The sequence below is a fragment of the Bacillus arachidis genome (genome assembly GCF_030285945.1).
Taxonomy (GTDB): Bacteria; Bacillota; Bacilli; order Bacillales; family Bacillaceae_G; genus Bacillus_A; species Bacillus_A arachidis.
Window position 1 is genome coordinate 1,213,786 of sequence record NZ_CP127376.1, and the last position, 24,711, is coordinate 1,238,496.

Annotated in this window: 21 protein-coding genes and 1 pseudogene; 12 read left to right on the forward strand and 10 right to left on the reverse strand. The window is 35.8% G+C overall.

The features are described from left to right. Window positions 1–62: 62 nt before the first annotated feature. The gene (locus QRY57_RS07630; protein ID WP_286017107.1) at window positions 63–1,454 is read right to left on the reverse strand and encodes an MATE family efflux transporter; all 1,392 of its coding nucleotides are present in this window, start codon (window positions 1,452–1,454) and stop codon (window positions 63–65) included. 596 nt (window positions 1,455–2,050) lie between these two features. On the opposite strand from QRY57_RS07630, the gene QRY57_RS07635 reads away from it, so the two are divergent. Further along, window positions 2,051–3,700: a peptide ABC transporter substrate-binding protein gene (locus QRY57_RS07635; RefSeq protein WP_286017108.1), complete on the forward strand. Its 1,650-nt coding sequence runs from the start codon at window positions 2,051–2,053 to the stop codon at window positions 3,698–3,700. A gap of 34 nt (window positions 3,701–3,734) precedes the next feature. On the opposite strand, the gene QRY57_RS07640 is transcribed toward QRY57_RS07635, so the two are convergent. Beyond that, the gene (locus QRY57_RS07640; RefSeq protein ID WP_000225326.1) at window positions 3,735–3,938 is read right to left on the reverse strand and encodes a hypothetical protein; all 204 of its coding nucleotides are present in this window, start codon (window positions 3,936–3,938) and stop codon (window positions 3,735–3,737) included. Window positions 3,939–4,533: 595 nt separating this feature from the next. Here QRY57_RS07640 and spx point away from each other — a divergent pair. Then, window positions 4,534–4,929, forward strand: coding sequence for a transcriptional regulator Spx (spx, locus tag QRY57_RS07650; RefSeq protein WP_000258267.1), 396 nt, complete (start codon window positions 4,534–4,536; stop codon window positions 4,927–4,929). 201 nt (window positions 4,930–5,130) lie between these two features. Here the strand turns inward: spx and QRY57_RS07655 are convergent, their stop codons facing one another. Beyond that, complete coding sequence (locus tag QRY57_RS07655) at window positions 5,131–5,802, reverse strand: TerC family protein (RefSeq protein WP_208017822.1); 672 nt, start codon at window positions 5,800–5,802, stop codon at window positions 5,131–5,133. Between the two features lie 356 nt (window positions 5,803–6,158). Between QRY57_RS07655 and mecA the strand changes: the two genes are divergently transcribed. The 4 genes from mecA (at window position 6,159) to pepF (ending at window position 11,673) form a co-directional block, all read left to right on the forward strand. Beyond that, the gene (gene mecA / locus QRY57_RS07660; protein ID WP_208017823.1) at window positions 6,159–6,836 is read left to right on the forward strand and encodes an adaptor protein MecA; all 678 of its coding nucleotides are present in this window, start codon (window positions 6,159–6,161) and stop codon (window positions 6,834–6,836) included. Between the two features lie 79 nt (window positions 6,837–6,915). Continuing rightward, the gene (cls, locus tag QRY57_RS07665; protein ID WP_090693262.1) at window positions 6,916–8,460 is read left to right on the forward strand and encodes a cardiolipin synthase; all 1,545 of its coding nucleotides are present in this window, start codon (window positions 6,916–6,918) and stop codon (window positions 8,458–8,460) included. A 97-nt stretch (window positions 8,461–8,557) separates the two neighbouring features. After that, window positions 8,558–9,799, forward strand: coding sequence for a competence protein CoiA (locus QRY57_RS07670; protein ID WP_286017819.1), 1,242 nt, complete (start codon window positions 8,558–8,560; stop codon window positions 9,797–9,799). A gap of 47 nt (window positions 9,800–9,846) precedes the next feature. Further along, window positions 9,847–11,673 carry an oligoendopeptidase F gene (gene pepF, locus QRY57_RS07675; RefSeq protein WP_286017109.1) on the forward strand — a complete coding sequence of 609 codons (1,827 nt, stop codon included), beginning with the start codon at window positions 9,847–9,849 and terminating at the stop codon, window positions 11,671–11,673. Window positions 11,674–11,876: 203 nt separating this feature from the next. Here pepF and QRY57_RS07680 read toward each other — a convergent pair whose 3' ends face one another. The 4 genes from QRY57_RS07680 to QRY57_RS07695 form a co-directional block, all read right to left on the reverse strand. Then, window positions 11,877–12,149, reverse strand: coding sequence for a P-loop NTPase family protein (locus QRY57_RS07680; protein WP_286017820.1), 273 nt, complete (start codon window positions 12,147–12,149; stop codon window positions 11,877–11,879). A gap of 766 nt (window positions 12,150–12,915) precedes the next feature. Continuing rightward, window positions 12,916–13,809 carry a ClpXP adapter SpxH family protein gene (locus QRY57_RS07685; RefSeq protein WP_026590439.1) on the reverse strand — a complete coding sequence of 298 codons (894 nt, stop codon included), beginning with the start codon at window positions 13,807–13,809 and terminating at the stop codon, window positions 12,916–12,918. Then, window positions 13,809–14,207 (reverse strand): globin domain-containing protein, encoded by a 399-nt coding sequence (locus QRY57_RS07690; protein WP_026590438.1) that lies wholly within the window; start codon window positions 14,205–14,207, stop codon window positions 13,809–13,811. Before QRY57_RS07690 ends, QRY57_RS07685 begins: the two co-directional genes overlap by 1 nt. Before the next feature lie 201 nt (window positions 14,208–14,408). Beyond that, the gene (locus QRY57_RS07695; RefSeq protein ID WP_090693251.1) at window positions 14,409–14,987 is read right to left on the reverse strand and encodes a CYTH domain-containing protein; all 579 of its coding nucleotides are present in this window, start codon (window positions 14,985–14,987) and stop codon (window positions 14,409–14,411) included. Between the two features lie 144 nt (window positions 14,988–15,131). Here QRY57_RS07695 and QRY57_RS07700 point away from each other — a divergent pair, with 144 nt between their 5' ends. From QRY57_RS07700 to QRY57_RS07715, 4 genes are read left to right on the forward strand one after another with little or no spacing between them, the layout of a single operon-like run. Next, complete coding sequence (locus QRY57_RS07700) at window positions 15,132–15,503, forward strand: UPF0738 family protein (protein ID WP_026590436.1); 372 nt, start codon at window positions 15,132–15,134, stop codon at window positions 15,501–15,503. Between the two features lie 30 nt (window positions 15,504–15,533). Continuing rightward, window positions 15,534–16,172, forward strand: coding sequence for a GTP diphosphokinase (gene yjbM, locus QRY57_RS07705; RefSeq protein ID WP_026590435.1), 639 nt, complete (start codon window positions 15,534–15,536; stop codon window positions 16,170–16,172). Window positions 16,173–16,190: 18 nt separating this feature from the next. After that, complete coding sequence (locus QRY57_RS07710) at window positions 16,191–16,988, forward strand: NAD kinase (RefSeq protein WP_208017826.1); 798 nt, start codon at window positions 16,191–16,193, stop codon at window positions 16,986–16,988. Window positions 16,989–17,003: 15 nt separating this feature from the next. Continuing rightward, window positions 17,004–17,891: an RluA family pseudouridine synthase gene (locus QRY57_RS07715; protein WP_208017827.1), complete on the forward strand. Its 888-nt coding sequence runs from the start codon at window positions 17,004–17,006 to the stop codon at window positions 17,889–17,891. 131 nt (window positions 17,892–18,022) lie between these two features. Here the strand turns inward: QRY57_RS07715 and QRY57_RS07720 are convergent. Then, window positions 18,023–18,186 (reverse strand): annotated as a pseudogene (locus tag QRY57_RS07720) (IS3 family transposase); the annotation flags it as partial. A gap of 270 nt (window positions 18,187–18,456) precedes the next feature. On the opposite strand from QRY57_RS07720, the gene QRY57_RS07725 reads away from it, so the two are divergent. Next, a complete protein-coding gene (locus QRY57_RS07725; RefSeq protein ID WP_286017110.1) occupies window positions 18,457–21,240 on the forward strand; it encodes a dynamin family protein in 2,784 nt (927 codons plus the stop codon). Between the two features lie 120 nt (window positions 21,241–21,360). Here QRY57_RS07725 and prpE read toward each other — a convergent pair whose 3' ends face one another. Then, window positions 21,361–22,101 (reverse strand): bis(5'-nucleosyl)-tetraphosphatase PrpE, encoded by a 741-nt coding sequence (gene prpE, locus QRY57_RS07730; protein ID WP_286017111.1) that lies wholly within the window; start codon window positions 22,099–22,101, stop codon window positions 21,361–21,363. Between the two features lie 76 nt (window positions 22,102–22,177). After that, on the reverse strand, window positions 22,178–23,338 hold the full coding sequence (locus QRY57_RS07735; RefSeq protein ID WP_098302790.1) for an FtsW/RodA/SpoVE family cell cycle protein: 1,161 nt from the start codon (window positions 23,336–23,338) through the stop codon (window positions 22,178–22,180). 471 nt (window positions 23,339–23,809) lie between these two features. Between QRY57_RS07735 and fabI the strand changes: the two genes are divergently transcribed. Continuing rightward, the gene (gene fabI, locus QRY57_RS07740; RefSeq protein ID WP_286017112.1) at window positions 23,810–24,586 is read left to right on the forward strand and encodes an enoyl-ACP reductase FabI; all 777 of its coding nucleotides are present in this window, start codon (window positions 23,810–23,812) and stop codon (window positions 24,584–24,586) included. The last annotated feature ends 125 nt before the right edge of the window (window positions 24,587–24,711 follow it).

Consider the following 24,711-nt stretch of genomic DNA (forward strand, 5'->3'; position numbering starts at 1 on the left):
GGGAGAGAGCATCAGCTCATGTAGGCGGTCAGATCCCCATACTTTATGAATTTCCTTTTGTATTAAGCTTGAACAGGTGCTGACTCTTCAGAAGTCTCCGGTTTAACAAGTGCATAATTTTCCCAAGCTCTACTTCTCCAGCGGAAGAACATGATGATCGCGCGCGTCCACTCATCAATGGCAATGGCTAACCAAATACCAGGCAGTCCCATGTGTAAATAAAATACAAAAAAGTAGCCAAGTGGTAAACTCATTAAGACCATTGAGAATGCTCCAATTAAAACAGGATATTTTGCATCACCAGCAGCCCGCAAAGAATTAATGATTACAATATTCATTGTTCGCCCTGTTTCTAGCAGAATACTTAATAAAAGAACGGTTGATCCTAAAGTGATAATATCATGGTTAGTTGTAAATAGTCCCATTAACTGTGTACGGAATGTTATGACGAGAATGACCATACACAACGTGACACCGATGGCCCATTTTACACTTTTCCACACGCGTATATATGCTTCATCTTTCGCATTTCCACCAACTAGACGCCCAACGATGATTGCTGTTCCCATTCCGATGGCGATAGCAAATAAATAAGTAAACATTGAAATATTTGTCGCGTATTGTCTTGCGGCCAAGGATTCTGTTCCTAAGTATGTAGCATAATACAAAAAGACAATTTGACATGCTTGATACATAACTTGCTCAAAAGCCGATGGGATACCAATTTTTAAGATTTTTCCTACATATTCTTTTGATAAAGTGAAGTAGTATTTTAATTTGACGCGGTATTCCATGACGCGATATAGTAGCCAGAAGAAAACAATGAGTGCGATAAGTCGGCTGAAAGCAGAGGAAATAGCTGCCCCTTGAACACCGAGTTCAGGCATACCGAACTTTCCGAAAATAAGTATATAATTTCCAGCAATATGAAGGATATTCATCCCTAGTGAAATGAACATCGCTTGTTTTGTAAATCCATGAACACGAATAATTGCGGCCAGTGAATTGATAATGGCTTGAAGAAAAATAGCTCCCCCGACAATCGATAAATAATTTTGGGCGTAAGTCAATACATCACCTTGTAAATTCATTGCAGTCATCATATGTTTTGAGAATAAAAGAAAAACTGCGCTTATAACGAGCCCGACTCCTAAATTTAAAGTGATTGCTAATGCGGATATTTTTGATGCTTCCATAGATCGTTTAGAACCAAGATACTGCGATACAACAATAGCAGCCCCATTTCCGATTACTTCTAGTACTAAGATTGCGATATGAAGGTATTGATTCGCAGCTCCAACACCTGATACGGCGTCATCTGATAGTGCACTTAGCATAAAAGTATCAGCAATCCCCATTAACATAAAAAGAAACACTTCTAAAAAAATGGGCCATGTTAAGAAGAATAAATTTAACTGTTCTTCTTGCCCTTTTTTGGATGTAACCTCTGTCATATCATCCCTCACTTTACTGATATCTTTTTAAACAAAATGTATCTTAACACACTTTAGCAACACTTGCATTGATTTTGGAACTTGGTTAACAAATATATATTTCAAAGAAAAATAGGACATATATAGGTACAAATATAGAAGCGATCGGATCCTTTTTTAGCCCCATGCCGCGTGAAGACAAAAGGAGAGAAGAGTGGAGATATCTTTTTTAGATCAGCAACCTATATAGAAAAATCAAAATGGATTTATGTATGGTGCATGTGAAATTATAATAAAAGTTTTGCAGACTTGATAAAAGGGAGAACTGACGTATATGAGAAGGGAATAATCATGCGGAAAATATTATATAATATAAAATTAATTATACTCTGATAATTTAGATAATTACAAATGTGGTTAAATTTAGTATTTTAGGTGTTTAAATACGCGATATAAAACGTTTACAAAAACTGCTGTATTAGCAGAAAATTTTAATAAGATAGGAAAATAAATATACAAAGAATGTATTTATGTGTATAATATGAATTATTAGAACATACATATATTTCTTTCTGTTTGAAAATGAAAGGGCTAACATTTTTGGGAGGGGTAGCAGAATGAAGAAAAAAGTACCAGTTTTTGTAGCATCGACATTAGCAATGAGTATGATTTTAGGGGCGTGTAGTAGTTATCAAAAGGACGAGCCGCAAGCGAGTGCAAAAGGGGATAGCGGCAAGGCTAACGGGAAACAAGTCATCAATTTAACTGAAACACAGGAAATTCCAACAATGGACCCAGCATTATCAGCTGATGCAGTATCATCGCGCGTGATGAATAATACGATGGAAGGATTATATCGCCTTGAAAAAGGAGATAAGCTCGTTCCGGGTGTAGCAAAATCCAGTGAAAAATCAGAAGATGGGAAAAAGTATACGTTTAAATTACGAGAAGATGCGAAATGGTCAAATGGAGATCCTGTAACAGCGAAAGATTTCGTATACGCTTGGCAACGAGCGATTAATCCAGATAAAGCTGCAGTATCAGCATATATCATGTTTGATGTGAAGAATGCCCAGAAAATTAATAAAAAAGAAATGGCGCCAGATCAATTAGGGGTAAAAGCCGTTGATGATTATACATTAGAAGTAGAATTAGAACATCCAGTTCCTTACTTTGAAAATTTAATGATTTACCCACTCTTTTATCCTGTAAATGAAAAGTATGCAAAAGAGCAAGGGGACAAATTTGGTTTAGAGGCAAATACGACATTATATAATGGACCATTTGTATTAAGTGAATGGAAGCATGAAAGAAATTTCCAAATACAGAAAAACCCATCATACTGGGACAATAAAGTAGTGAAGATAGACGAAGTGAACTTTAATATTGTAAAAGACTTAGCAACATCAATTAATCTATATGATACAAAAGCAGTAGATCGTGTTATTTTGAGATCTGAGTTTGTTGATAAATATAAAGGGGACCCAGATTTCAAAACGGCAAATGAGGCTTCCGTATTCTTCCTTCGTTTCAATCAGAAAAATGAAGCTTTAGCAAATAAGAATATTCGAAAAGCAATTTCACTTGCCTTTGAACGTAAACCTTTTGTTGATACAATTTTAAACAATGGTTCTACTGAGGCGACAGGATTAATTCCAGGTAAATTTATTACAGGGCCAAACAAAAAAGACTTCCGAGCTGAAAATGGAGATTTAGTAAAAGCAAATGCGAAAGAAGCGAAGAAATATTGGGAAGCTGGTAAAAAAGAATTAGGAAAAGATAAGATTGAAATTGAGCTATTAAATGAAGATGTAGATTTATCTAAGAGAACAGGGGAGTACTTAAAAGGAGAGTTAGAAAAGAACTTACCTGGTTTGACATTGAAAATTAAGCAACAACCATTTGCGCAAAAGCTTAAACTTGAAGAAAGTGGAAACTATGACATGACATTCGCTGGATGGAGCCCGGATTTCCCAGATCCAGTAACGTACCTTGATATGTTTGTCACAGATGGTGCGCAAAATAAAATGAAATATTCTAATCCGAAATACGATGAAATTATTATGAAAGCGAAGACTGACGGTAGCGATGTACAAGCACGCTGGAATAGTTTACTTGAAGCTGAAAAAATGTTGCTGGATGATGCAGCAATTGCTCCTGTATATCAACGCAGTTCAGCTTACTTACAACGAGGAACAGTGAAAGATATTTATAAACATAATTACGGCGGAGATTTAAGCTTCAAATGGGCATCGGTAGGAAAATAATTTAAAAAGAAGCAGGAGAAATTCCTGCTTCTTTTTAGTATGTTCGTTTTTTATAAATCCCTTTTCCGCCAACTTGCTTCCAGCCGGATTGTACTTCCGCACTTTTATCAACAAATTTCATTTTCTCTTTCCCGCCAAATAGCTTTTCGCCAATGCCATTTGTAATGACACCAATCAATGCTGTAATTCCAATAACGAGGGCAGCGACAATGGCAAAATCAATAAAAAAAGCAACCATATGGAATTCCTCCTTTTGCCTGTCCGTAACTTTATTGTATGAAAAAAAAGAAAGAAAAGAAAGAAAAGTTAGAAAATAAATTTATTTTACTTGAAAATAAGCTAGACAGTAACTAGGGGATTTGATAGAATAAAAAAAGAACAAACGTTCTGTGCGCTGGTGTGTCTTACATTTCACCGCTGTTTTATGATGAAAAGAGTAAGGAAACGATATCTTTAGCAACTGGTTGATTGGATGGACAGCTTCTATAAACATGTTAAGAAGTAGCACCAAAGGTATATATATTAATAAAATAGAAGGATTTGTTCCATGAAAAATCCATGACAATTTTAGCTTAATGAAAGATGAGTTTTCCCATTGAGAAAGGAAATTTCCTGTATATTTCTTTCTCAATCTATTGTATAATGATTATAGAAGTTACTTATTTAAAGTAATTGTTGTTTAATAAGAGTTACTTGCTTAAAAGTTGTTGTTTACATGTAAGGCAATTTTTCATTATGTTGTAGGATAAGTTATAGTGGGGAATTGCTGGAAAATAGAAATTTAAACTGTAAGTAGTACAGAATTTGTACTCTTTAAGGAGAGTGAGTCTTGTATGGTAACACTATATAGTTCTCCAAGTTGTACGTCTTGTAGAAAGGCGAAATTATGGCTAGAGGAAAATCATATTCCTTATACAGAACGAAATATTTTCTCGGATCCATTAACGATTGAGGAAATTAAAGAAATTTTACGCATGACAGAAAGCGGAACGGATGAGATCATTTCAACTCGTTCGAAAGTTTTCCAAGAGTTAAATGTTAACTTAGAATCTTTACCACTTCAAGATTTATATAAGATGATTCGTGACTACCCAGGCATTTTACGCCGTCCTATTATGATTGACGAAAAACGCCTTCAAGTAGGTTATAACGAAGATGAGATTCGTCGTTTCTTACCACGTACAGTAAGAACATTTCAGCTACGTGAAGCACAGCGTCTTGTAAATTAATAATAAAAGTTTTGCATATGAAAACCTTCTACTGTAAAGTAGAAGGTTTTCGCATACATATATTCATTTGTATACAACCCATTTTGATTTTTGGCTATATAAGTTGCTACTGTGCTTGGGAGGATGCTCTCTTCTGCCTAAATAGAAAGGTTTTTCAGTTTGAGTTTATATAAATCTATATCAAATTAGAAAATACAAACTTCACCTTGCATTTCCTAATTTGATATGTTGCACAATAAATCCAATTGTTAATACTGTGAAAATAAAGAGGAAGGGCATACTTGTTGCAAAGATAGGGTTTTGCTGAAAAAAGTTTGTAAGCCGTGTTTCATGGGTGATCATTTTTCCAGCGGTGTAAGCAAGAACTGCTCCTCCGCAATAAATGAGAAAGGGAAAACGCTCCATAAGTAGTAAGATGAGCTTGCTTCCCCAAATAATAATAGGAATGGAAATTAATAATCCGATAATCACGAGTGTGAAATTTCCATGAGCAGCCCCCGCAATCGCAAGGACATTGTCAAAACCCATAACGAGATCGGCAAATACAATTGTACGAATCGCTTGAAATAATGTCGTTTTTCCTTGTATAGAAGAAAGATCATCGCTATTGTCAGTAAGTAAATTTACGGCAATCAGTGTAAGTAAGATGCCACCAATAAGCTGTAAGAAAGGAATATCGAGTAAGTAGACGGCAAGTATTGTAAGGAGAATTCGCAGTACGATTGCTAGGCCCGTACCAATAAAGATCGCTTTATTTCGTTTCGATTCGGGCAAGTTTCGGCTTGCAAGTGCGATTACAATTGCATTATCGCCGCCTAATACAACATCGATACCGACAATCATTAGTATAGATGTCAAAAAATCTAACTCCATTATTTTGCCTCCATTTATTCTGTTTTATTAAAGAGTACAGGTGTGGATATATGTATAGAATAAAAAAGCTTGATCAGCTCTATTACAATTGTACGGTGCGAAGTGTAATTGTATGTCCAATTTTTTATTAATGAGGTTTATATGGTAAGTGTATATAATGGAATATGTAAGAGTAAGGAATTACACTTGATTTGCGAACAATAATCTAGGCGAATGACTGTTTTTGTAAAATAAAACGATTTTATTTCCATTCTGGAGAATCTTATCATAAAATGAAAGTACAAGAATCTATTGATTTGTCATATGAGTGGGGAATCCCTTCATAACAATTCCAAATAGGAAGGGAGAGTTGTATTTTGGACATTGAAAGAATTAATGATCATACGATGAAATTTTTTATTACGTACATTGATATAGAAGATAGAGGGTTTAATCGTGAAGAGATCTGGTACAATCGTGAACGAAGCGAACAATTGTTTTGGGAAATGATGGATGAAGCGCACGATTATGATGATTTCTTTATTGATGGACCACTGTGGATTCAAGTACAGGCGCTTGATAAAGGCATTGAAGTACTTGTAACAAAAGCGCAGCTTTCAAAGGATGGACAAAAATTAGAATTACCAATAGGTCTAGATAAAATTATTGATATCCCTCTAGATGAGCGGATTGAATCACTATTTCAACAAGAATTAGAGGAAGAGATAGAGGCGGGGACAAACTTTAACGAAGATGGAACATTAGGCTTTTTAATTAAATTTGATGATTTTGAAGATGTCATTTCTTTAAGTCATCGTCTCATATTTGAAGATATAAAAGATGAATTGTATTCGTTTGAAGACCGCTATTATGTATATGTTGAATTCGATGAAGTGCTACACGATGAAGAAGAAATTGACCGCATTTTAAGTATTATTTTAGAGTATGGGGAAGAATCTACTTTAACGGTTCACCGTGTAAGTGAGTACGGCAAACAGGTCGTTAAAGAACGTGCACTTGAGACGATTCGCAGTCATTTTCCTTCTAAGACTTAGGCCGATTTCAATATTATGAAATCGGTTTTTTATATGCTGGGTATGACAGTAGAAATGCTTCGTAAGTAGGGGGGAAGAAATGAAAAATACGCTAAAGTTACTTGTTTTTTTTCTAGGTTTATTCGCAGCGTTTGTTTCGTTACGCATGTTTATTGATGTAGCATTTTATTCGGATGTTATAGGCATAAAAGATATTTCGTTTTTAGGAATTATAAGTATCGTATTTACTGTTTCTGCATTTTTAATTGGGTGTGTTATTTTCTTAGAAAACAGGCATCCATCTAAAACACTGACGTGGTTAATTGTACTAGGCATTTTTCCTGTAGTTGGTTTTTTTGCCTATTTATTATTTGGACAAAACTTTCGCAGAAAACGAATGTTTCAAAAGAAGGCTCTTTTGGACGAACAAGCTTTTTTGCAGTACAAAGGGCATGATGATTATAACGAACGCATTTTGCAAAATCATAAACATCAAGAATTATTATTTCGTTTAGCGGATAGGCTTGGCGCCTTAAATATTTCATTTCAGACAGAAACAAAAGTGTTAACGAATGGTGATGAAACGTTTCAATCGATTTTAGCAGGATTGCAAAGAGCGAAGCATCATATTCATATGGAATATTATATTGTACGTGATGATAAGCTCGGTACACAAATTAAAGAGATTTTAATGCAGAAGGCGCAGGAAGGTGTTACCGTCCGCTTTTTATATGATGCGGTTGGAAGTTTCAAACTGTCAAACGCTTATATTGATGAACTAAACGATGCAGGTGTAGAAATGATTCCATTCTTCCCGGTTCGTTTTCCGATTTTAAATGATAAAATTAATTATCGAAATCACCGGAAAATCGTTGTGATTGATGGAAATGAGGGGTTTGTAGGCGGATTAAATATTGGTGATGAATATTTAGGGAAAAATAAATATTTTGGATTTTGGCGAGATACACATTTATATTTAAGAGGTGAAGCAGTTCAAAGTTTGCAACTTATATTCCTGCAAGATTGGTTTTATATGACAGGTGAAGCTGTATTAGCACCTGAATATTTACAGGCGAAAGCTGTTGATGGAGATCATTGGGGCGGTGTACAACTTGTTGCAGGTGGGCCGGATAATAAATGGGAGACAATTAAGCATCTTTATTTTGCAATGATTGCTTCGGCAAGGAAGTCCATTTGGATTGCTACGCCATATTTTATTCCAGATGATGATATTTTATCTGCATTAAAAGTAGCAGCTCTTGCTGGCATTGATGTCCGTTTATTGATGCCGAGTAAACCAGATAAACGGACTGTATTTTATGCATCGAGGTCTTATTTTCCAGAGTTATTAGACGCAGGGGTAAAGATATATGAATATGAAAAAGGTTTCCTGCACAGTAAGATTGTCATTGTTGATTCTGATTTAGCATCAATTGGTACAGCGAACATGGATATGAGAAGCTTCCATTTAAATTTTGAGGTGAATGCCTTTTTATATGATACAAATAGTATTCGAAAGCTTGTTAAAGATTTTGAAGATGATTTACAAGTATCAAGTGAAATTCATGTAGATCGCTTTCATAGACGCCGTCTTCATAGGAGGATTGTGGAATCAGCATACCGTTTACTATCGCCTTTGTTATGAGGAAGAGGATATTCTTACAAGGATGTCCTCTTTTTGTTTAGAAAGGAATTTGCAATAAATTGTAGAATACAAAGCAGTATAGAAAGGATGTGGTATGATGTTTGTCGCAAGGCGAGAAAGTGGAGGGGAAGTTCACCTTCTTGAAAGCCGAGATGAAAAGGAGCTGCTTACAATGCGAAAGAAAGAGCGCTTTTTTTGTCCGGTTTGCGGGCGAGAGGTACAACTCAAGTTAGGTAAGCAAAAGAGATGGCATTTTGCTCATAAGAAAGTAAATCAGTGCCTCGTTTCATCTGAGCCGGAATCTGCTTATCATATGCACGGAAAGAAACAGTTATATAAATGGCTTAGGTCACAAGGGTTTCATGTGAAAATCGAACATTACCTCCCAGGGATTCGCCAAAGACCCGATCTTTTTATTGAAATGAAAGAGAGACAGATTGCAATTGAATATCAATGTGCCTCTTTATCCACGGAACAGTTATTAAAACGAACTTCTTCCTATTGGAAAGCAGGAATACAAATCATTTGGATATTAGGCGGAAATCAAATGAAAAAGCACTCTGCTTACTGGATTTCATTATCCTCGTTTCACTTTCTCTGCATACAATCTTATCCTCAGCCTTTCCTTCTCTTTTTTTGTCCAAATGCAAAATCATTTATGAAATGCGAACTGCTTACACCGTTTTCTACAAATGTTTATTTTTCACACATCACTCATTTTTCGGTACGCACCGTTACTTTTGAGGAGCTCTTTTGCCAAGCAGTCATTACGAAAGAACGATTGGAGCGGGAGTGGCAAAAGAAAAAGATTTATTTTCGAACGAATGTCCTTCCAATTTGGAATTATAGTCATAAATCACTTTTACACCTTTTATATCAATATCATCTTTCACCTTCTTGTTTTCCATCTGAAATTGGTGTTCCTCTTCCATCTGCATTTGCGTTTCAAACACATCCTTTTATATGGCAAGCTCTTCTTTGTATAGATTTCATTGGTAAATTTAAAACTGGAGAATACTTTTCATTACATGCCGTTTTTTCCTATGTAAATAAAAGACGTAATATTCAGCGGCGTACGTTACCTTATTTTTCGCAAAATGTATGGAGGTTAGCGATTCTAGAATATATAACGTTTTTATGTAAAGCAGGAATGATTGAAATGGTGGATGTGCATAAGTACCGAAAAATCAGGCAATTTATGATACTGAAAACGGAAGGGGAAATACAAGAATATGATGCGATTTGTTTGTCGCATGCACTATCGTTATTCGAAACAAAGTACAACATGAGAGAAGGAAAAGCGGATATAATAAGAGAGTACATGGAAGGAATTACATAACAAGAATCGAATTGTACTAAATAGAGATTCGAAGGAGGGTTTATAATATGGCTGATCAAAAAACAGCAAAAGCATTGCCGGACCGTAGTGAGATTGAGGAAATGAACACATGGCGCTTGGAAGATATTTTCCAAACGGATGAAGAATGGGAAAAAGAATTTCAAGCAGTGAAAGAGTTATTGCCGAAGTTAGCTGAATTTAAAGGGAAACTAGGTGATTCTGCTGATTCATTATTAGCGGCTTTACAGTATGAAGATGAAGTTTCGATGAGATTAGAAAAATTATATACATATGCTCATATGCGTTACGATCAAGATACAACAAATTCTGTTTATCAAGCGTTAAATGATCGTGCAACCAACTTATATTCTCAAGCTGCCAGCAGCACGGCGTATATCGTTCCTGAAATTTTAACAATTGCAGAAGAAAAGTTACAATCCTTCTTACAAGAAAACAAAGAATTAAGTGTATATGAACATGCGTTAGAAGAAATTACACGTCAGCGTCCACACGTACTATCAGAAGCTGAAGAAGCATTGTTAGCTGAAGCATCTGAAGTCCTGAATGCATCAAGTAATACATTTGGTATGCTTAATAATGCAGACTTGAAATTCCCATCTATTAAAGATGAGAATGGTGAAGAAGTAGAAGTAACACACGGTCGTTATATTCAATTTTTAGAAAGTGATGATCCTCGTGTTCGTCATGATGCATTCCATGCAGTGTATGAAACGTATGGGAAATATAAAAATACATTTGCAAGTACACTCAGCGGTGCGGTAAAACGCAATAATTTTAATGCGCGCGTTCGTAAATATGATTCGGCACGTCAAGCTGCGTTAAGCAATAATAACATTCCTGAAACAGTATATGACCAGCTTGTTAAGACGGTAAATGATAACTTACATTTATTGCACCGATATATTGACATTCGTAAACGTGCATTAGGTCTTGATGAATTGCATATGTACGATTTATATACACCGCTTGTACCAGAAGTGAAAATGAATGTGAAATATGAAGAAGCACAAGACATTCTACTCAAGTCATTAAACGTCCTTGGGGATGAGTATGTTGAAATTTTGAAAGAAGCATATGAAAACCGCTGGGTAGACGTGTATGAAAACAAAGGAAAACGAAGCGGTGCATATTCATCTGGTGCATATGGAACAAATCCGTATATTTTAATGAACTGGCACGATAATGTAAACAATTTATTTACACTTGCACATGAGTTTGGTCATTCTGTGCATAGCTACTATACAAGAAAAATACAACCACATGTTTATGGTGACTATTCAATCTTCGTTGCAGAAGTTGCATCAACTTGTAACGAAGCACTTTTAAATGATTATTTACTAAAAACGACAGAAGATAAGAAAGAGCGTTTATATTTACTAAATTATTATTTAGAGGGATTCCGTGGAACTGTATTCCGTCAAACGATGTTTGCTGAATTCGAGCACATCATTCATAAAAAAGTGCAAGAAGGTCATGCAGTAACGCCAGATATGTTAACGGAAATTTACTATGATTTAAATAAAAAATACTTTGGCGATGCTTTAGTCATCGATAAAGAAATTGGTATAGAGTGGTCTCGTATTCCGCACTTCTATTACAACTATTATGTATATCAATATGCAACAGGATTTAGTGCGGCAACAGCTTTATCAAAACAAATTTTAGAAGAAGGACAACCAGCTGTAGAGCGTTATATTAATGAATTCTTAAAAGCTGGAAGCTCCGATTATCCAATTGAAGTACTGAAAAAAGCAGGAGTAGACATGGCGTCTCCAGAGCCTGTTAAAGAAGCACTTCAAGTATTTGAAGAAAAGTTAAATGAATTAGAAGCATTATTATTTGAAGGGAAATAATAATGAAAGAAGAAGGGCGAGAGGAAAATTCTCGCCTTCTTTCTTTTTAGCCTTGTTACATAATATTGTTGATTTCAGTAAAAAGTAAGGGAACTCCTAATTTATGGAGTTCCCTTGTTTTGTTAAGCCCTCGATTATTAAATAAAAAAATCGGTCAAAGTATGTTAAACGATCGTGTTGATTATTTATCAATTTCATCTTAACTACGGTTTTTGAAAGAGTTTCAGTTGTTTCATATAGTCAACAGCCTTTGTTTTATTCTTTTGTTTAGAAACATAGTCTGCCTCGTTTTTATCTCTATAATAGTGATTAAATGCATCTTCACAAAGAGTACCGTCAGAAATGGCTTTTTTAACGGCGCAGTGTGGCTCGCTTGTATGTGTGCAATCAGAAAATTTACATCCCTTGGATAAACATACTATATCTTCAAATCCAAAATCTAAGTTTTCTTTCGGGTCTATCATTTCAAATCCCATTCTACTAAAATTCAATCCCTCACCTACTTTTAATAATATCTAACAATTGAAATCTTATCTTGCTAGTTCTCTAAAAGAATTTAATTTTGTAAATTCTGATAATTCAAGTGTATCATACGTCATTTCCGTTGAGAACAGATAGTTTTCAAGCATCATTTTACTAACTGTTGTATCGTCATTTCGAGCTCTGATTTGTTCAAAGAACTCTTTCAGGACGTATTGATTTGCTATGCTTAACTTTCTAATTTCTTAGGTGATATCCTTCAGTGTCATGCGAAACAAACCGCTCTCGTATTTTTTGTATGAAGAACAATCGTCTGTTGCTTTCGAATATCAACAGAGAAATTTAACATAGCGTTCTTTTTAAAAACCTTTAAAACGCTTTCTATGATTGAAATAAGAGAGGCTAACGAAGATGATTGCAAACAAAAGCGGCAAGGCAATAATCTTTGGGAATGCTTGTAATAGTGAAAGGATGTACAGGAAAAAAGAAATACAAGTACAAAAAAGAAGAAAGAAGATATGTGTTTTTTTCATCAAATCCCTCCTAAAAAGTTTCCTTTTATAGCTTATTCAGTAATGAAAACGTTTAGAATGTGACAGAAGTGTGAAATTCGACAAAAAGGGTTGTCATCTGACGTCGAATCTTGTAATATAATAGATGTGAACGAATTCACATACAAACATATACCCCTTTGTTTGAACGTGAAAATTTCTCCCATCCCCTTTAATATTTTTATAAGCCGTAAAGAAAAAGACCTGGTGTTTACACCAGGTCTTTTTCTTTTGCAATCCATTTCCAATAACGCTCACATTTTACTTCAACCATTCGTACTTTTCTTTTTAATGACAATTTTTTGAGCTCGCGTTCTATTTCTTGCTCCGAGCAGTCATAGATAAATGCAATTTCTTTAGATGACATAAATTGAGCCATCTCTAGCAATGTCTCTAGTGGTGGTAACGGAGCAGGCTCGATATCAAATTTTACAAGTTCTTTTAAGAGTTGTACGTACACATTATATGAATAAATGCCCGCAATCTTAATGCCTTCCTCATCTGAATTTGCATGGAAGAATACAAGAGAAGGGATTTCCGTGATGTGCATTTCATTTGTGAACTTTAGATCACATTGGAATGCTTTTTTTGCACTAATTGAATGCAAATCTTTTTTAAATTCTTCTACATCAATACCGCTTTGCTCTGCGCAGGCAAGTAGTAATTCTAAATCTGGTTTTGATACATTTTCAAGAAAAATGTATTCTTGGAGTTTCCGCAAAAATTTCGAACCTGCTTTTCGGCCTTGTAACTCAGCTGCTTTAATTGCAATAGAAACTAAATACGGTGTAGATGAGGCATCTTGCATATGCACTTTTCCATCGCATGAAAAGCCTTGTAAACTTGTTGTTTTTTCCCACACAAATCGAATATTAGCAGGTTTATTCCATTTGTGTGGGGAGGCGATTGCCCCTTCCACTTTGCCGGTTAATATGTGCCGAATCGAAAAATATGTTCCGTATTCGAGCCATAATTTAATGATAACTGGTTCAATGTCCCAGCAATCTTTGCAGAGCGGATCAATAAACAAATAGGCTTCTACAGATTTATGTTCGCACTTGGAAAGAGAAGGAATGCGTATATGCTTTGCTTCCTGTTTATCCATTACGCTTCACCTGTTTCGTTTGGAGTGTTGACCATATGCTGCGCAGTTAATGTTAAACGTTCAAAAACAAATTCTCGAATCTGCCCGTGTACTCCCGTATCTTCCATCGCTTGTTCCATACATGCTAACCAGGCTTTTGCTCGCTTTGGTGTAATCTCAAAAGGGAGATGGCGTGCTCTTAGCATAGGGTGACCATGTTCCTCTGTATACAAATTCGGTCCACCTAAATATTGCGTTAGAAATTGCTTCTGTTTCCTGGCTGTTTCTGTCAAATCGTCTGGGAAGATCGGAGATAAGTCAGGGTGTTTACTGACATAGGAATAAAACGTATCGACTAATGTTGCAATGGCTTGTTCACCGCCAATCGCTTCAAATGGTGTCATCGGTTGCTTGTTCATCCTGTATAAACTCCTTTTTCCATCAAATGTATATCTATTGTAGCAATGGATTGTCACGAAGAGCAACTAAACAGCTTTCGTACAATCTTTTGCTTAAAATAAAGTGAAACTTTAATCAGTTAGGGTCTTACTGACCGTAAGAACCCGATTGGTGAGGGCTAACCATCAGTGAGAAAAACGTTCGCTCATGGAAGTTTCACTTTAGCGTGCTTCGTTTTGTTTTGCAAGAAAAAAGCGTTGCACTTTATTTTTTGTATGACGAACAGGTATATGATATTTGTTTAACAAATTGAGGAAAGCCGCTTTGCCCGCTGCTTCATCTTGTACTTCATACTCAAGTTCATAATCATCGTGATTGTAATAGAAACTATGATCAAATACAAGTGTGCCGCCTTCGAATGTAGTTTCTGCTCGCTTTGTTGTTAAGCTTCCCATATAAGCTAAAGTAGAAACAGGGATTTGAAGTTTATGTAGTTGATCTAGCACAGGGCCTGTAATGAGCTGATTTGTTTCCATCATTTGCATTGCCTCCTGCTTTGTTACAGATTGATGAGTTTCTAGTAATCCAACTTCAGCGGGTTGTTTTAAAGTGAGTGTATACGCTCCACCTTTATAGCGAATACGAAGAGCAGAGCCCGCTGCTTTTAAAGAGAACTGAGGTGTTTCAAAATAATGATTCACTTGCTCTGCAAGTGATTGAATGGAAAAGGCGTTACATAATACTTGAAATTCTTCTTCTGTGACCATATTTTTAAACTCAATTTCAATTTCTTGTGTCATGGTTTAGGCTCCTTCTTAAAAATAATTCTTTAGACATTATCGCTTTTTCACAAATTTGGTTCAATGTTTTATTTGTTTGCGTCTATGTTATGATACAATAATAGTGTGAAGTAAGACAGGAAGTTGATATGGAGGAGTTAGAGCATGCAGAATAAAATTCAAGTTAAGAGCGTAGAAGAAAGAGAAAATGCTCTTATTTTTTGTGCGGAAAATACTGAAATACAAGTGGAGGAGTTAACAGCGCGTAATCACGTACTTGTAGACTCAGATCATTTATCATTTTTATATATTTTAGAAAACGAATCATCTTTCATTTATGTAAGTATTCCGCATACATGCTGGGAAGCAATGCAAGATGCAATGAAGAATGATAAAACGATGTTTGTTCGCGTAAATAATACTGAAATTGAGTTAGAGCAATTGAAGGAAGAAGTAGAATATTTAATTGAAAATATTGAAGGTAATGCAAATTATGGGGAAGAGCTTGTAACGGCTGTAGAAAAAGTATTTCTATAAGCAAATGGATTGACTTTGGTGGTGGTTGAAATGAATCGTAATTGGGAAGAATTTTTAGCGCCATATCACCAGGCGGTGGCAGAGCTAAAAGTGAAATTAAAAGGAATGCGTTCTCAGTTTACAATGTTAACAGAACACTCTCCGATTGAATTCGTAACAGGCCGAGTGAAGTCGGTTGCAAGCATTATTGATAAGGCGGAAAAGCGAAATGTACCGCTTGACCGGCTCGGAGAAGAAATGCAGGACATTGCTGGTCTTCGGATGATGTGTCAATTTGTTGATGAGATTAAGCCTGTTGTTGAATATCTTCGAAAACGGAATGACTTTGAAATTGTGGAAGAACGAGATTATGTAACGCAAAAGAAAGAAAGTGGCTATCGTTCATATCATGTTGTAATTAGTTATCCCGTTCAAACGATTTGCGGAGAGAAAAAAGTATTAGTTGAAATTCAAATTCGCACGCTAGCAATGAATTTTTGGGCAACAATTGAGCATTCTTTAAATTACAAATATAGTGGGCGTTTTCCAGAAGATATTAAAGTACGTCTTCAGCGTGCGGCAGAAGCGGCATTTTTATTAGATGAAGAAATGTCTTCGATTCGTCTTGAAATTCAAGAAGCACAAAAGATTTTTTCGCGCAAACAAGAAGCGAAAGAATCCGAATCATAAACTAAAGGGTGTTGGGCGATGAAATTTGCAATTATGTCAAAGGGAGATCAATCATCAAACGCACTTGCAAGTACAATGACCAATTACTTGCAGGATTTTGGATTTACAATGGATGAAGCAAAGCCGGATATTGTCATTTCTGTTGGGGGAGATGGCACGCTCTTATATGCGTTTCATCGCTATTATAACCGATTAGATGAGACTGCATTTGTCGGTGTACATACAGGGCATTTAGGATTTTATGCCGATTGGTTGCCAACAGAGGTAGAAAAACTTGTCATTGCGATTGCTAAAACGCCGTTTCAAGTAGTGGAATACCCGCTTTTAGAAGTCATTATTCGCTATGTGAATGGCGGTAAAGAATCGCAGTATTTAGCAATGAATGAAGCGACAGTGAAAAGCGCAGAAGGTACATTAGTAACAGAGGTAGAAATTCGCGGGGAATATTTTGAAACATTCCGCGGGGATGGTCTTTGTATTTCTACTCCTTCGGGAAGTACAGCGTACAATAAAGCGCTAGGCGGAGCGATTATTCATCCTTCTATTGAAGCGATTCAAATTGCAGAAATGGCTTCGATTAATAATCGCGTGTTCCGTACAGTCGGTTCACCGCTCGTTTTACCGAAGCATCATACATGTGTTCTAAAACCAACTGCAGGAATGAATTTACAAATTACAGTGGATCATTTAACGATGGTGCATCAAGATGTAAAGTCAATTCAATACCGCGTTGCAAACGAGAAGGTAAGATTCGTTCGTTTTCGTCCGTTCCCATTTTGGAAACGTGTCCGCGATTCGTTTGTTGCGGGTGAGTAGAGAGGATTTATGCATTTGAGAAGATTTACATTAAAATGGTGTATGACAGAAGCAGAGAAGGGAATGCTCATCCGGGAGTTTCTAAAAGTGAAAGGGATCTCTAAAGCTGCTTTGACAGATATAAAGTTCCAAGGCGGGGCAATTGAAGTTGACGGTAAGCATGCGACAGTGCGGCACGTATTACAGACTGGGGAAGAATTACAAGTGTTCTTTCCAGTTGAGGAGAGAAGCGAAGGAATGCTTGCTGAAAATATTCCTTTACACGTCCTATATGAAGATGAATCTGTACTGGTGATGAATAAAGAACCATACATGTCTACGATTCCGTCTAGGGAACACCCAGCAGGAAGTGTCGCCAATGCGCTACTTTATCATTATGATAAGCAGAATCTCGCAAGTACAGTGCATATCGTAACGCGACTCGACCGTGATACGTCAGGGCTTATGCTGATTGCAAAAAATCGTTTCATTCACCACCTTTTATCAAAACAGCATCAGCAAAAGCAAGTGAAACGAACTTACGAAGCAATTGTTCATGGAGAATTGATAGAAGAATCAGGAACGATTGATGCGCCAATTGGAAGAAAAGACGATAGTATTATTGAACGAATTGTATGTGAAGACGGCCAAAGGGCAGTTACGCATTTTCAAGTGCTAGAGAGATTTTCTGATAAGACGCGAGTTTCATTGCAGTTAGAAACAGGAAGAACGCATCAAATTCGTGTACATATGGCATATTTAGGCCATTCGCTATTAGGAGATGACTTGTATGGAGGGAGTAAGTCGCAGATAGGGCGACAAGCGCTCCATAGTACGAGTTTAACGTTCTATCATCCTATTTTAGAAAAACAGATGACATTTCATGCGGATGTGCCGGAAGATATGAAAGAATTATTGAAATAAGCTGCCTTGAGTATTGAAGTGACCGAAAAAAGTTAGACAGGTTATTTCATTAGGCAGCTTTTGGGGCATGGACCTGGGTATTGTACCGGGCTCATGCCCTTTCGTTTTGTCTTAATTCTTTTATGATATGTATGATTTACTTTGTGTCCGCGATTCGTAAGTTCATCACGAATATGACGATAAACATAAAGCCCTTCAAGTTCGTTATAAATGGCTTGAATTACCCCTTTTAGTTCTCCATCTGGATCAGGACGATCGAATTTTTTATCCAATAATAATACGTGCTTCGTGGAATACATATTCACTATATATTGTTTTTATAACGAACTCTACATGGAATATTATATTCATATTAAGTTATTAGGAACACCCAATGTTGTTTCACAACTGAAAGGAATTTGAAAAAAAACTGAAACTTTTCTCATTAAAATTCAATCTTACTTAAAAAATGAAAGAAAAGTGAAATTTTCCAAAAGAAATTCTTTGTTAAAATAAAAAGCATAAATAAAAAAAGTGTTGACATATGGAGAAGAATGTACTTTTTCAAGATGTAGTGGGGGAAAAAATGAGATTAGAAAAACAATTAATAAAAAAGACATATTATGAAACATTCCTAATGGAGAATGAAACAAATCCACCTCTTCAAGTACTTGGAGAAGCATATTTAAACGAACAAAAAAATGAGATTTCCGATGGATCTTATATTCGTTTTGCACAGGGTGAATTTTATTATCATCATCAAGATTTTGAAACAGCTATTTTTAAATGGGAGAAAGTCAGTAATGAATTAGCGCCATGGGCACAAAAAAATATTGCGGATGCTTATTTCGAACTTGACCAATTATCAGTTGCTGAAAATGTTTATACCTCGATTACTACTGATAACAAAATACTTATGACTGAAATTGTACTGCAATTACTGTCTCTTTACATCGAGCAAAATAATCTTGATTCAGCCTTCGGTGTTATTAAAGAAGCGGTTTCTTTAAATCCCGATTATCCAAACGTCACAACAATTGCACGTTCCTTTTATGAAGAACAGCAGGATTTTGACAGCGCAGTAGAGCTTGCTGTGAATGAGTTAATTCGAACAGAATCTTTTCCATGGTTTGAGGTTCTAAAAGAATATATCGATAAAGGATTTACTAAAAATCTTTCACCAGACTATTTTTATCAAGTATTAGATACATTAAATAATGTAGATCAAGTACAATTTACGCAAATTGTTTCATCACTTTGGCACAGCTATAAAAATGAACAAAATTACTTATTATGGCTTAAAACAATAAATGAATTTTTATTACATATTGAAATACATTCGTCCGATAGATGGGACGAAATTTCTGCTCTTTACGAAGAAACGTACTTTGAATTAATTCAAGGTCAATATATGCTAAGACAATTACAGGATATCATTCCTAACTTTTTAACAAATTGGTTAAAGATAGCCAATCCGTCTCATTCTGTATTTCCATCTGCAGCAGTATTGGCATGGAATGAGAGTTTCCCTTCCAAAATAGATTCAGAAAATATAAAACATGCGGAAAGCCTACTGTCATATTCTATTAATCATGTGAATGGCTTAGAGCATAGTTTACATCTTTTTGAATCTATTACACAGTGGGCACAAAAACATGATTTAGAAATGGGTCATCGATTTAGATGGTTAGTTGGTGAGCTTGCAGATTTAAGGACAAATCGCCTTTTAGTAACTGGAACTTCGGGAAATGGAAAAGCTTCATTTATTAACTCTATACTAGGAGAAAATATATTAGAAAACTCAATCTCAAATGTAGTTGTCTTTAAAAATGACGCTCATACAGAAATTAACGCGATAACAGATGCAGCAATTACAACAACTGAGAATTTCTCGGATTTCTATAACATGATGTCCATGCACCGCCAAACATATAGAGATAGAGCATGTGTTGAATTTAAATTACCATGTAGATTTTTAGGTAAAAATAAACTTACATTCGTTGTTGCACCTAGCTTTAATAGGAACAACGACACTAGAGATGAGATATTCGAATATTTGAATTCCGTAGACGAATTATTATTCGTATTGAATGCGGATTCACCTTTTACTGATAAAGAACGTGACATTCTATTAAGTATCCAAGAACATATACCAAATCTACAAATTCATTTCTTATTAAATAAAATCGATAACATTTATAGTGAAGTAGAAGTGAATAGAGTTATACATGATACGCAAGCGAGAATAAACGCATATTTTCCGTATGCGAGAGTTTTCCCTTACTCTTCGTTATATACAAACAGTCAACAACTAAACGATTTAACTGAGTTTATTCATTTTAACTTTAACCATAAAAACATCGATGCAGAACGTACTGAAAAGCTATTATTTTTCATTCGAAAAACAATTACATATCTTTTGGATAAACGCGTCGAGATGGAAAATGATCTAGTGGATTCTATTAATTGGAATGAAGATATGTTAGTTAAACTAAATGGTTGTATTAATAACCTTACTGCTTTTGAGAAGGAAAAAATTCATTTAATTACAGAATCATATCGTACAATGAAAAACGAAATTACGAATGATCTTACAGAACATATTCCGAAACTATTGCAGAGTTGTTCTGATTTAATTAGTGAAGAAAGCGATTTTGGGCACATTGATATTGAACTAAATACAGCGATGAACGAAAGAGTTCAAAAATATCTAGAACAAACTGTGTTACCTAATCTTGCTCGCTCTATGCAAAATTGGATTGAAACTTCTAATAACGAGTTCCTTCAAAGTCAATCGTACTTAGAAGAAATCAGTGAAGGACTTAATTCTTTATGTGGAGAAAATCGAATACAGTTAGAATGTGACTTTAAAGTGCTTGATGACTGGCGCAGAGATACTGATAGAATGACAACTAGAATACAAATGGAAGAAGTAAATATCTTACGCCGATTTACACCAGCACAATTTTTACTGAAAAGTGCCGGTAAATTATTTGGAGTTCTTCCTAAAAATAAAACTATGCTATATAACAAATACAAACAGTATTTAGAAAATGAAGATTATACAGATGTAACGGCTTCTATTATGAACAAATTTTTCTTGCAATTTGAGCTGTTTGAAAACGCACTAGAGCGGGATATTAATATATTCTTTAGAAATCCATTTGGCTCATTGAAACAAGCTGTAGAAAACACTCATTTAGAAATAAAAGAAAAACAAGATACACTGCATAAAATGAAATCAAATCCTGAAGTTTATCATGATTCTATAACGCTCTTTGAATTGAGATTACGTCAATGTGAAGTAATCTTAAATATAGGTGAGGATAATTCCTATACAGATTTAACTTTAGAAACAAGCATAGAATAAACGTAAAGTAACTCCAAAATCTACAATAAAAGTTGATTTTGGAGTTGTTTTTTATTTCCTTTCCTTTTTTTTGGAACTCTGCATTTAGACGGTAAATCCTTTAAACGCGGCAAGACTTTATTATGTAATTGCACGGAATTTTTCTGGTACAAAGGGCATCGAAGAAGGAACTGAAACAGTTTCCATCTCTGGATAACGCAGCCCTGTTAATTTTCCGCCAAATACAGCACCTGTATCAATATTTACCGTATGATTTACAAAACGGGGTTCTGCGACAGGTGTATGTCCATATACAATCCACGCTTCCCCTTCATAATGCTTCGCCCAATCACGGCGGACAGGTGAACCATCGGGATGTTTTTCTCCTGTAATGTCACCGTATAATACGAAAGTTTGGACTTTCTTATCAGTCCTTCCAATATAATCTTGGCGAATACCAGCGTGACAGACAATGAGTTTACCGTTATCTAATACATGGTAGAGAGGAGAGTGTTCATATAAATCAATAAACTTTTTCTGCACTATTTTTTGCTCACGAGTAGGTAATGCTTCATATTCAGCGACAGTTGTTTCTAAACCATGTGATACTTGTACTTTACGTCCAATAAAATAACGATACAGTTTGTTGCAATGATTCCCAGGAGCATAATAGGCTTCTTTTTTATTCATAACAAGCTCCCACACAATTTCAATCATGCGAAGGGATGCCGGGCCACGGTCAGTAATATCTCCGACAAAAGCAAGTTGTCTCTTCTCTGGATGGACAGGAAGACCGCTATCCCAGTTATAACCGAGCTGCTTTGTTAACGTTTGAAACTCTTCTAAACAGCCGTGGATATCTCCGATAATGTCGTATTTCATATTGTAACCCCCATTTCGAGTTTTTCTTAGTATACCTAAAGTGGATATAGAAAAAACCATACCCAAGTGGATATGGTTAGTCAAACATAAACGTTTTCGTTCGCGATCGTACGTTCAGTATGAAGCCAATCGCAATCATATATGTCAGCAAGGAACTACCGCCATAACTCATAAGAGGAAGTGTAATCCCTGTAATCGGAAGCAGTCCAATTGTCATCCCAATATTTTGGAATACCTGGAATGTAAACATTCCAATCGTTCCTGCACATAAATAGCTACCGAATGGATCATTACTTTCTAAAGCAATATGAATCATTCGATAAATAAGAAGGAAGAAAAGTGAAATAACAACACTTGCTCCTAAAAAGCCGAATTGCTCGGCAATGTTTGTAAAAATAAAATCGGTATGCGGTTCCGGGAAATATACTTGACCATTTTCCCAACCCTTACCATGCAATTCACCTGATCCAGTTGCTAAAACAGATTGCCTCAACTGATATCCTTGCGTTTCGTATTCATAAGGTGCTAGCCAGCCGTAGAAACGATCTAATTGATATTCTTTTAAAATATGTTCTTTAAAGAATGCTGTATGTTCAAAATAAATATACGTTAGCGTAGAAGCAGCTGCTACTACGATCCCAGCTAACCCGAAAATAAAGCGCCAGCGTACACCTGAAACTAAAATCATTGCTGCAATCATTGCTGAAATAACCATTGTATTTCCTAAATCAGGTTCTTTCGCAATTAAAAGTAGCGGCGGTAAACTTGCGCCGAATATTTTCCCGAGTAAAATTAAATCCTCGCGTGGAGAGCGAAACGGATATTTTTCATTATGATTGACGATAATGCGGCCAATAACAATGATTAAAAATAATTTCATAATCTCGGAAGGCTGGAAGTTACCAAGACCTGGCACACTGTACCAAGCAGTAGCACCTTTAATTGTTACAGCTCCAGGGATTTTTAATTCAAGTCCAATAAGTAAAATCATCGCAAATCCATACAAATACCAAGCAATTTGCTTATATCGGTCAAAATCAATAACCATAATTGCAACAACTGCGATGGACCCAATGACATACCATTGAATTTGTTTTGCTACAAAGTTTACTTTTTGTAAGGCTGGTGGTAAAGATGGTTGAGCACTTGCAATGGCAAAACAACTAACAATTGCAATTGCGAGTACAATCAGGATCAATATGTAATCTATTCGATATTGGGAATTCTTGTCTTTCACCGTACGTAGTCCTTTCTATTACTCTTTGTGAAATGAAAAAAAGACGCTATTACCATATTAGCGGATTTTGAGTGGTTTGCAAATATGTTGTTTTGATTTTGATTGTGAGATGTTAGATTATATAAATATAAATAGAGATAAAACCTTTCTTTTTTAGATGGAAGAGAGGCTCCGTCCGTGGGTAGAAGCGGTCAGTGTCTATTTTAGCCCCATGCCATGTTTAAGATAAAGGAAGAAAATGAGTGCGGTTCCCCTTTTATCTTTCATATCCGCAATCTATATAGCAAGTACATGTAACATAAGAAAGATTGAAATTATATCATTGCAGGAAAGTGAAAGAGCAAAAGAGAAGTAAAGAACCAGTCATACTAATAATTTTGTTTTGCCTTATTTTGAATTTGTGATATGATATAAACATATTACCAGGTACTAATAACTGATGTTATTTAATAAATTTAGGGGGATAAATAAATGAATCTTCTCAACTTAAAAGGAAAAAACATTATCGTAATGGGAGTTGCGAACCAACGAAGCATCGCTTGGGGAATTGCTCGTTCACTACACGAAGCAGGAGCAAACTTAATTTTCACATATGCAGGTGAGCGTCTAGAAAAGAACGTACGCGATCTAGCAGAATCATTAGAAGGACAAAAATCACTTGTTTTACCATGTGACGTAACAAACGATGAAGATATTGTACGTTGCTTCCAATCAATTAAAGAAGAAGTTGGAGTTGTTCATGGATTAGCACACTGCATCGCATTCGCAAACCGTGATGACTTAAAAGGTGAATTCGTTGATACATCTCGCGATGGTTTCTTACTTGCACAAAACATTAGCTCATTCTCATTAACAGCAGTTGCAAGAGCTGCGAAGCCATTAATGACAGAAGGCGGCAGCATCGTAACATTAACATACCTTGGCGGAGAGCGCGTTGTATCAAACTACAACGTAATGGGCGTTGCAAAAGCATCACTTGACGCAAGTGTAAGATACTTAGCAAACGATCTAGGACAGCACAACATTCGCGTAAATTCTGTATCAGCAGGTCCAATCCGTACGCTATCAGCTAAAGGTGTTGGCGACTTTAACAGCATCTTAAAACAAATTGAAGAACGCGCACCACTTCGTCGTAACGTAACACAAGAAGAAGTTGGAAACACAGCGTTATTCTTATTCAGTGATCTAGCAACTGGAGTTACTGGTGAGAACATTCATGTGGATTCTGGGTATCATATTTTGGGGTAATACATTTTCATATATTTGAAAATCGAGCAGCCGGCTGGAGACAGCTAGCTGCTTTTTTGTGTACTAACTATAGAAATAGACATGAAATGAATTGCGCCCTCTCATATACAAATTGTACATGGTTC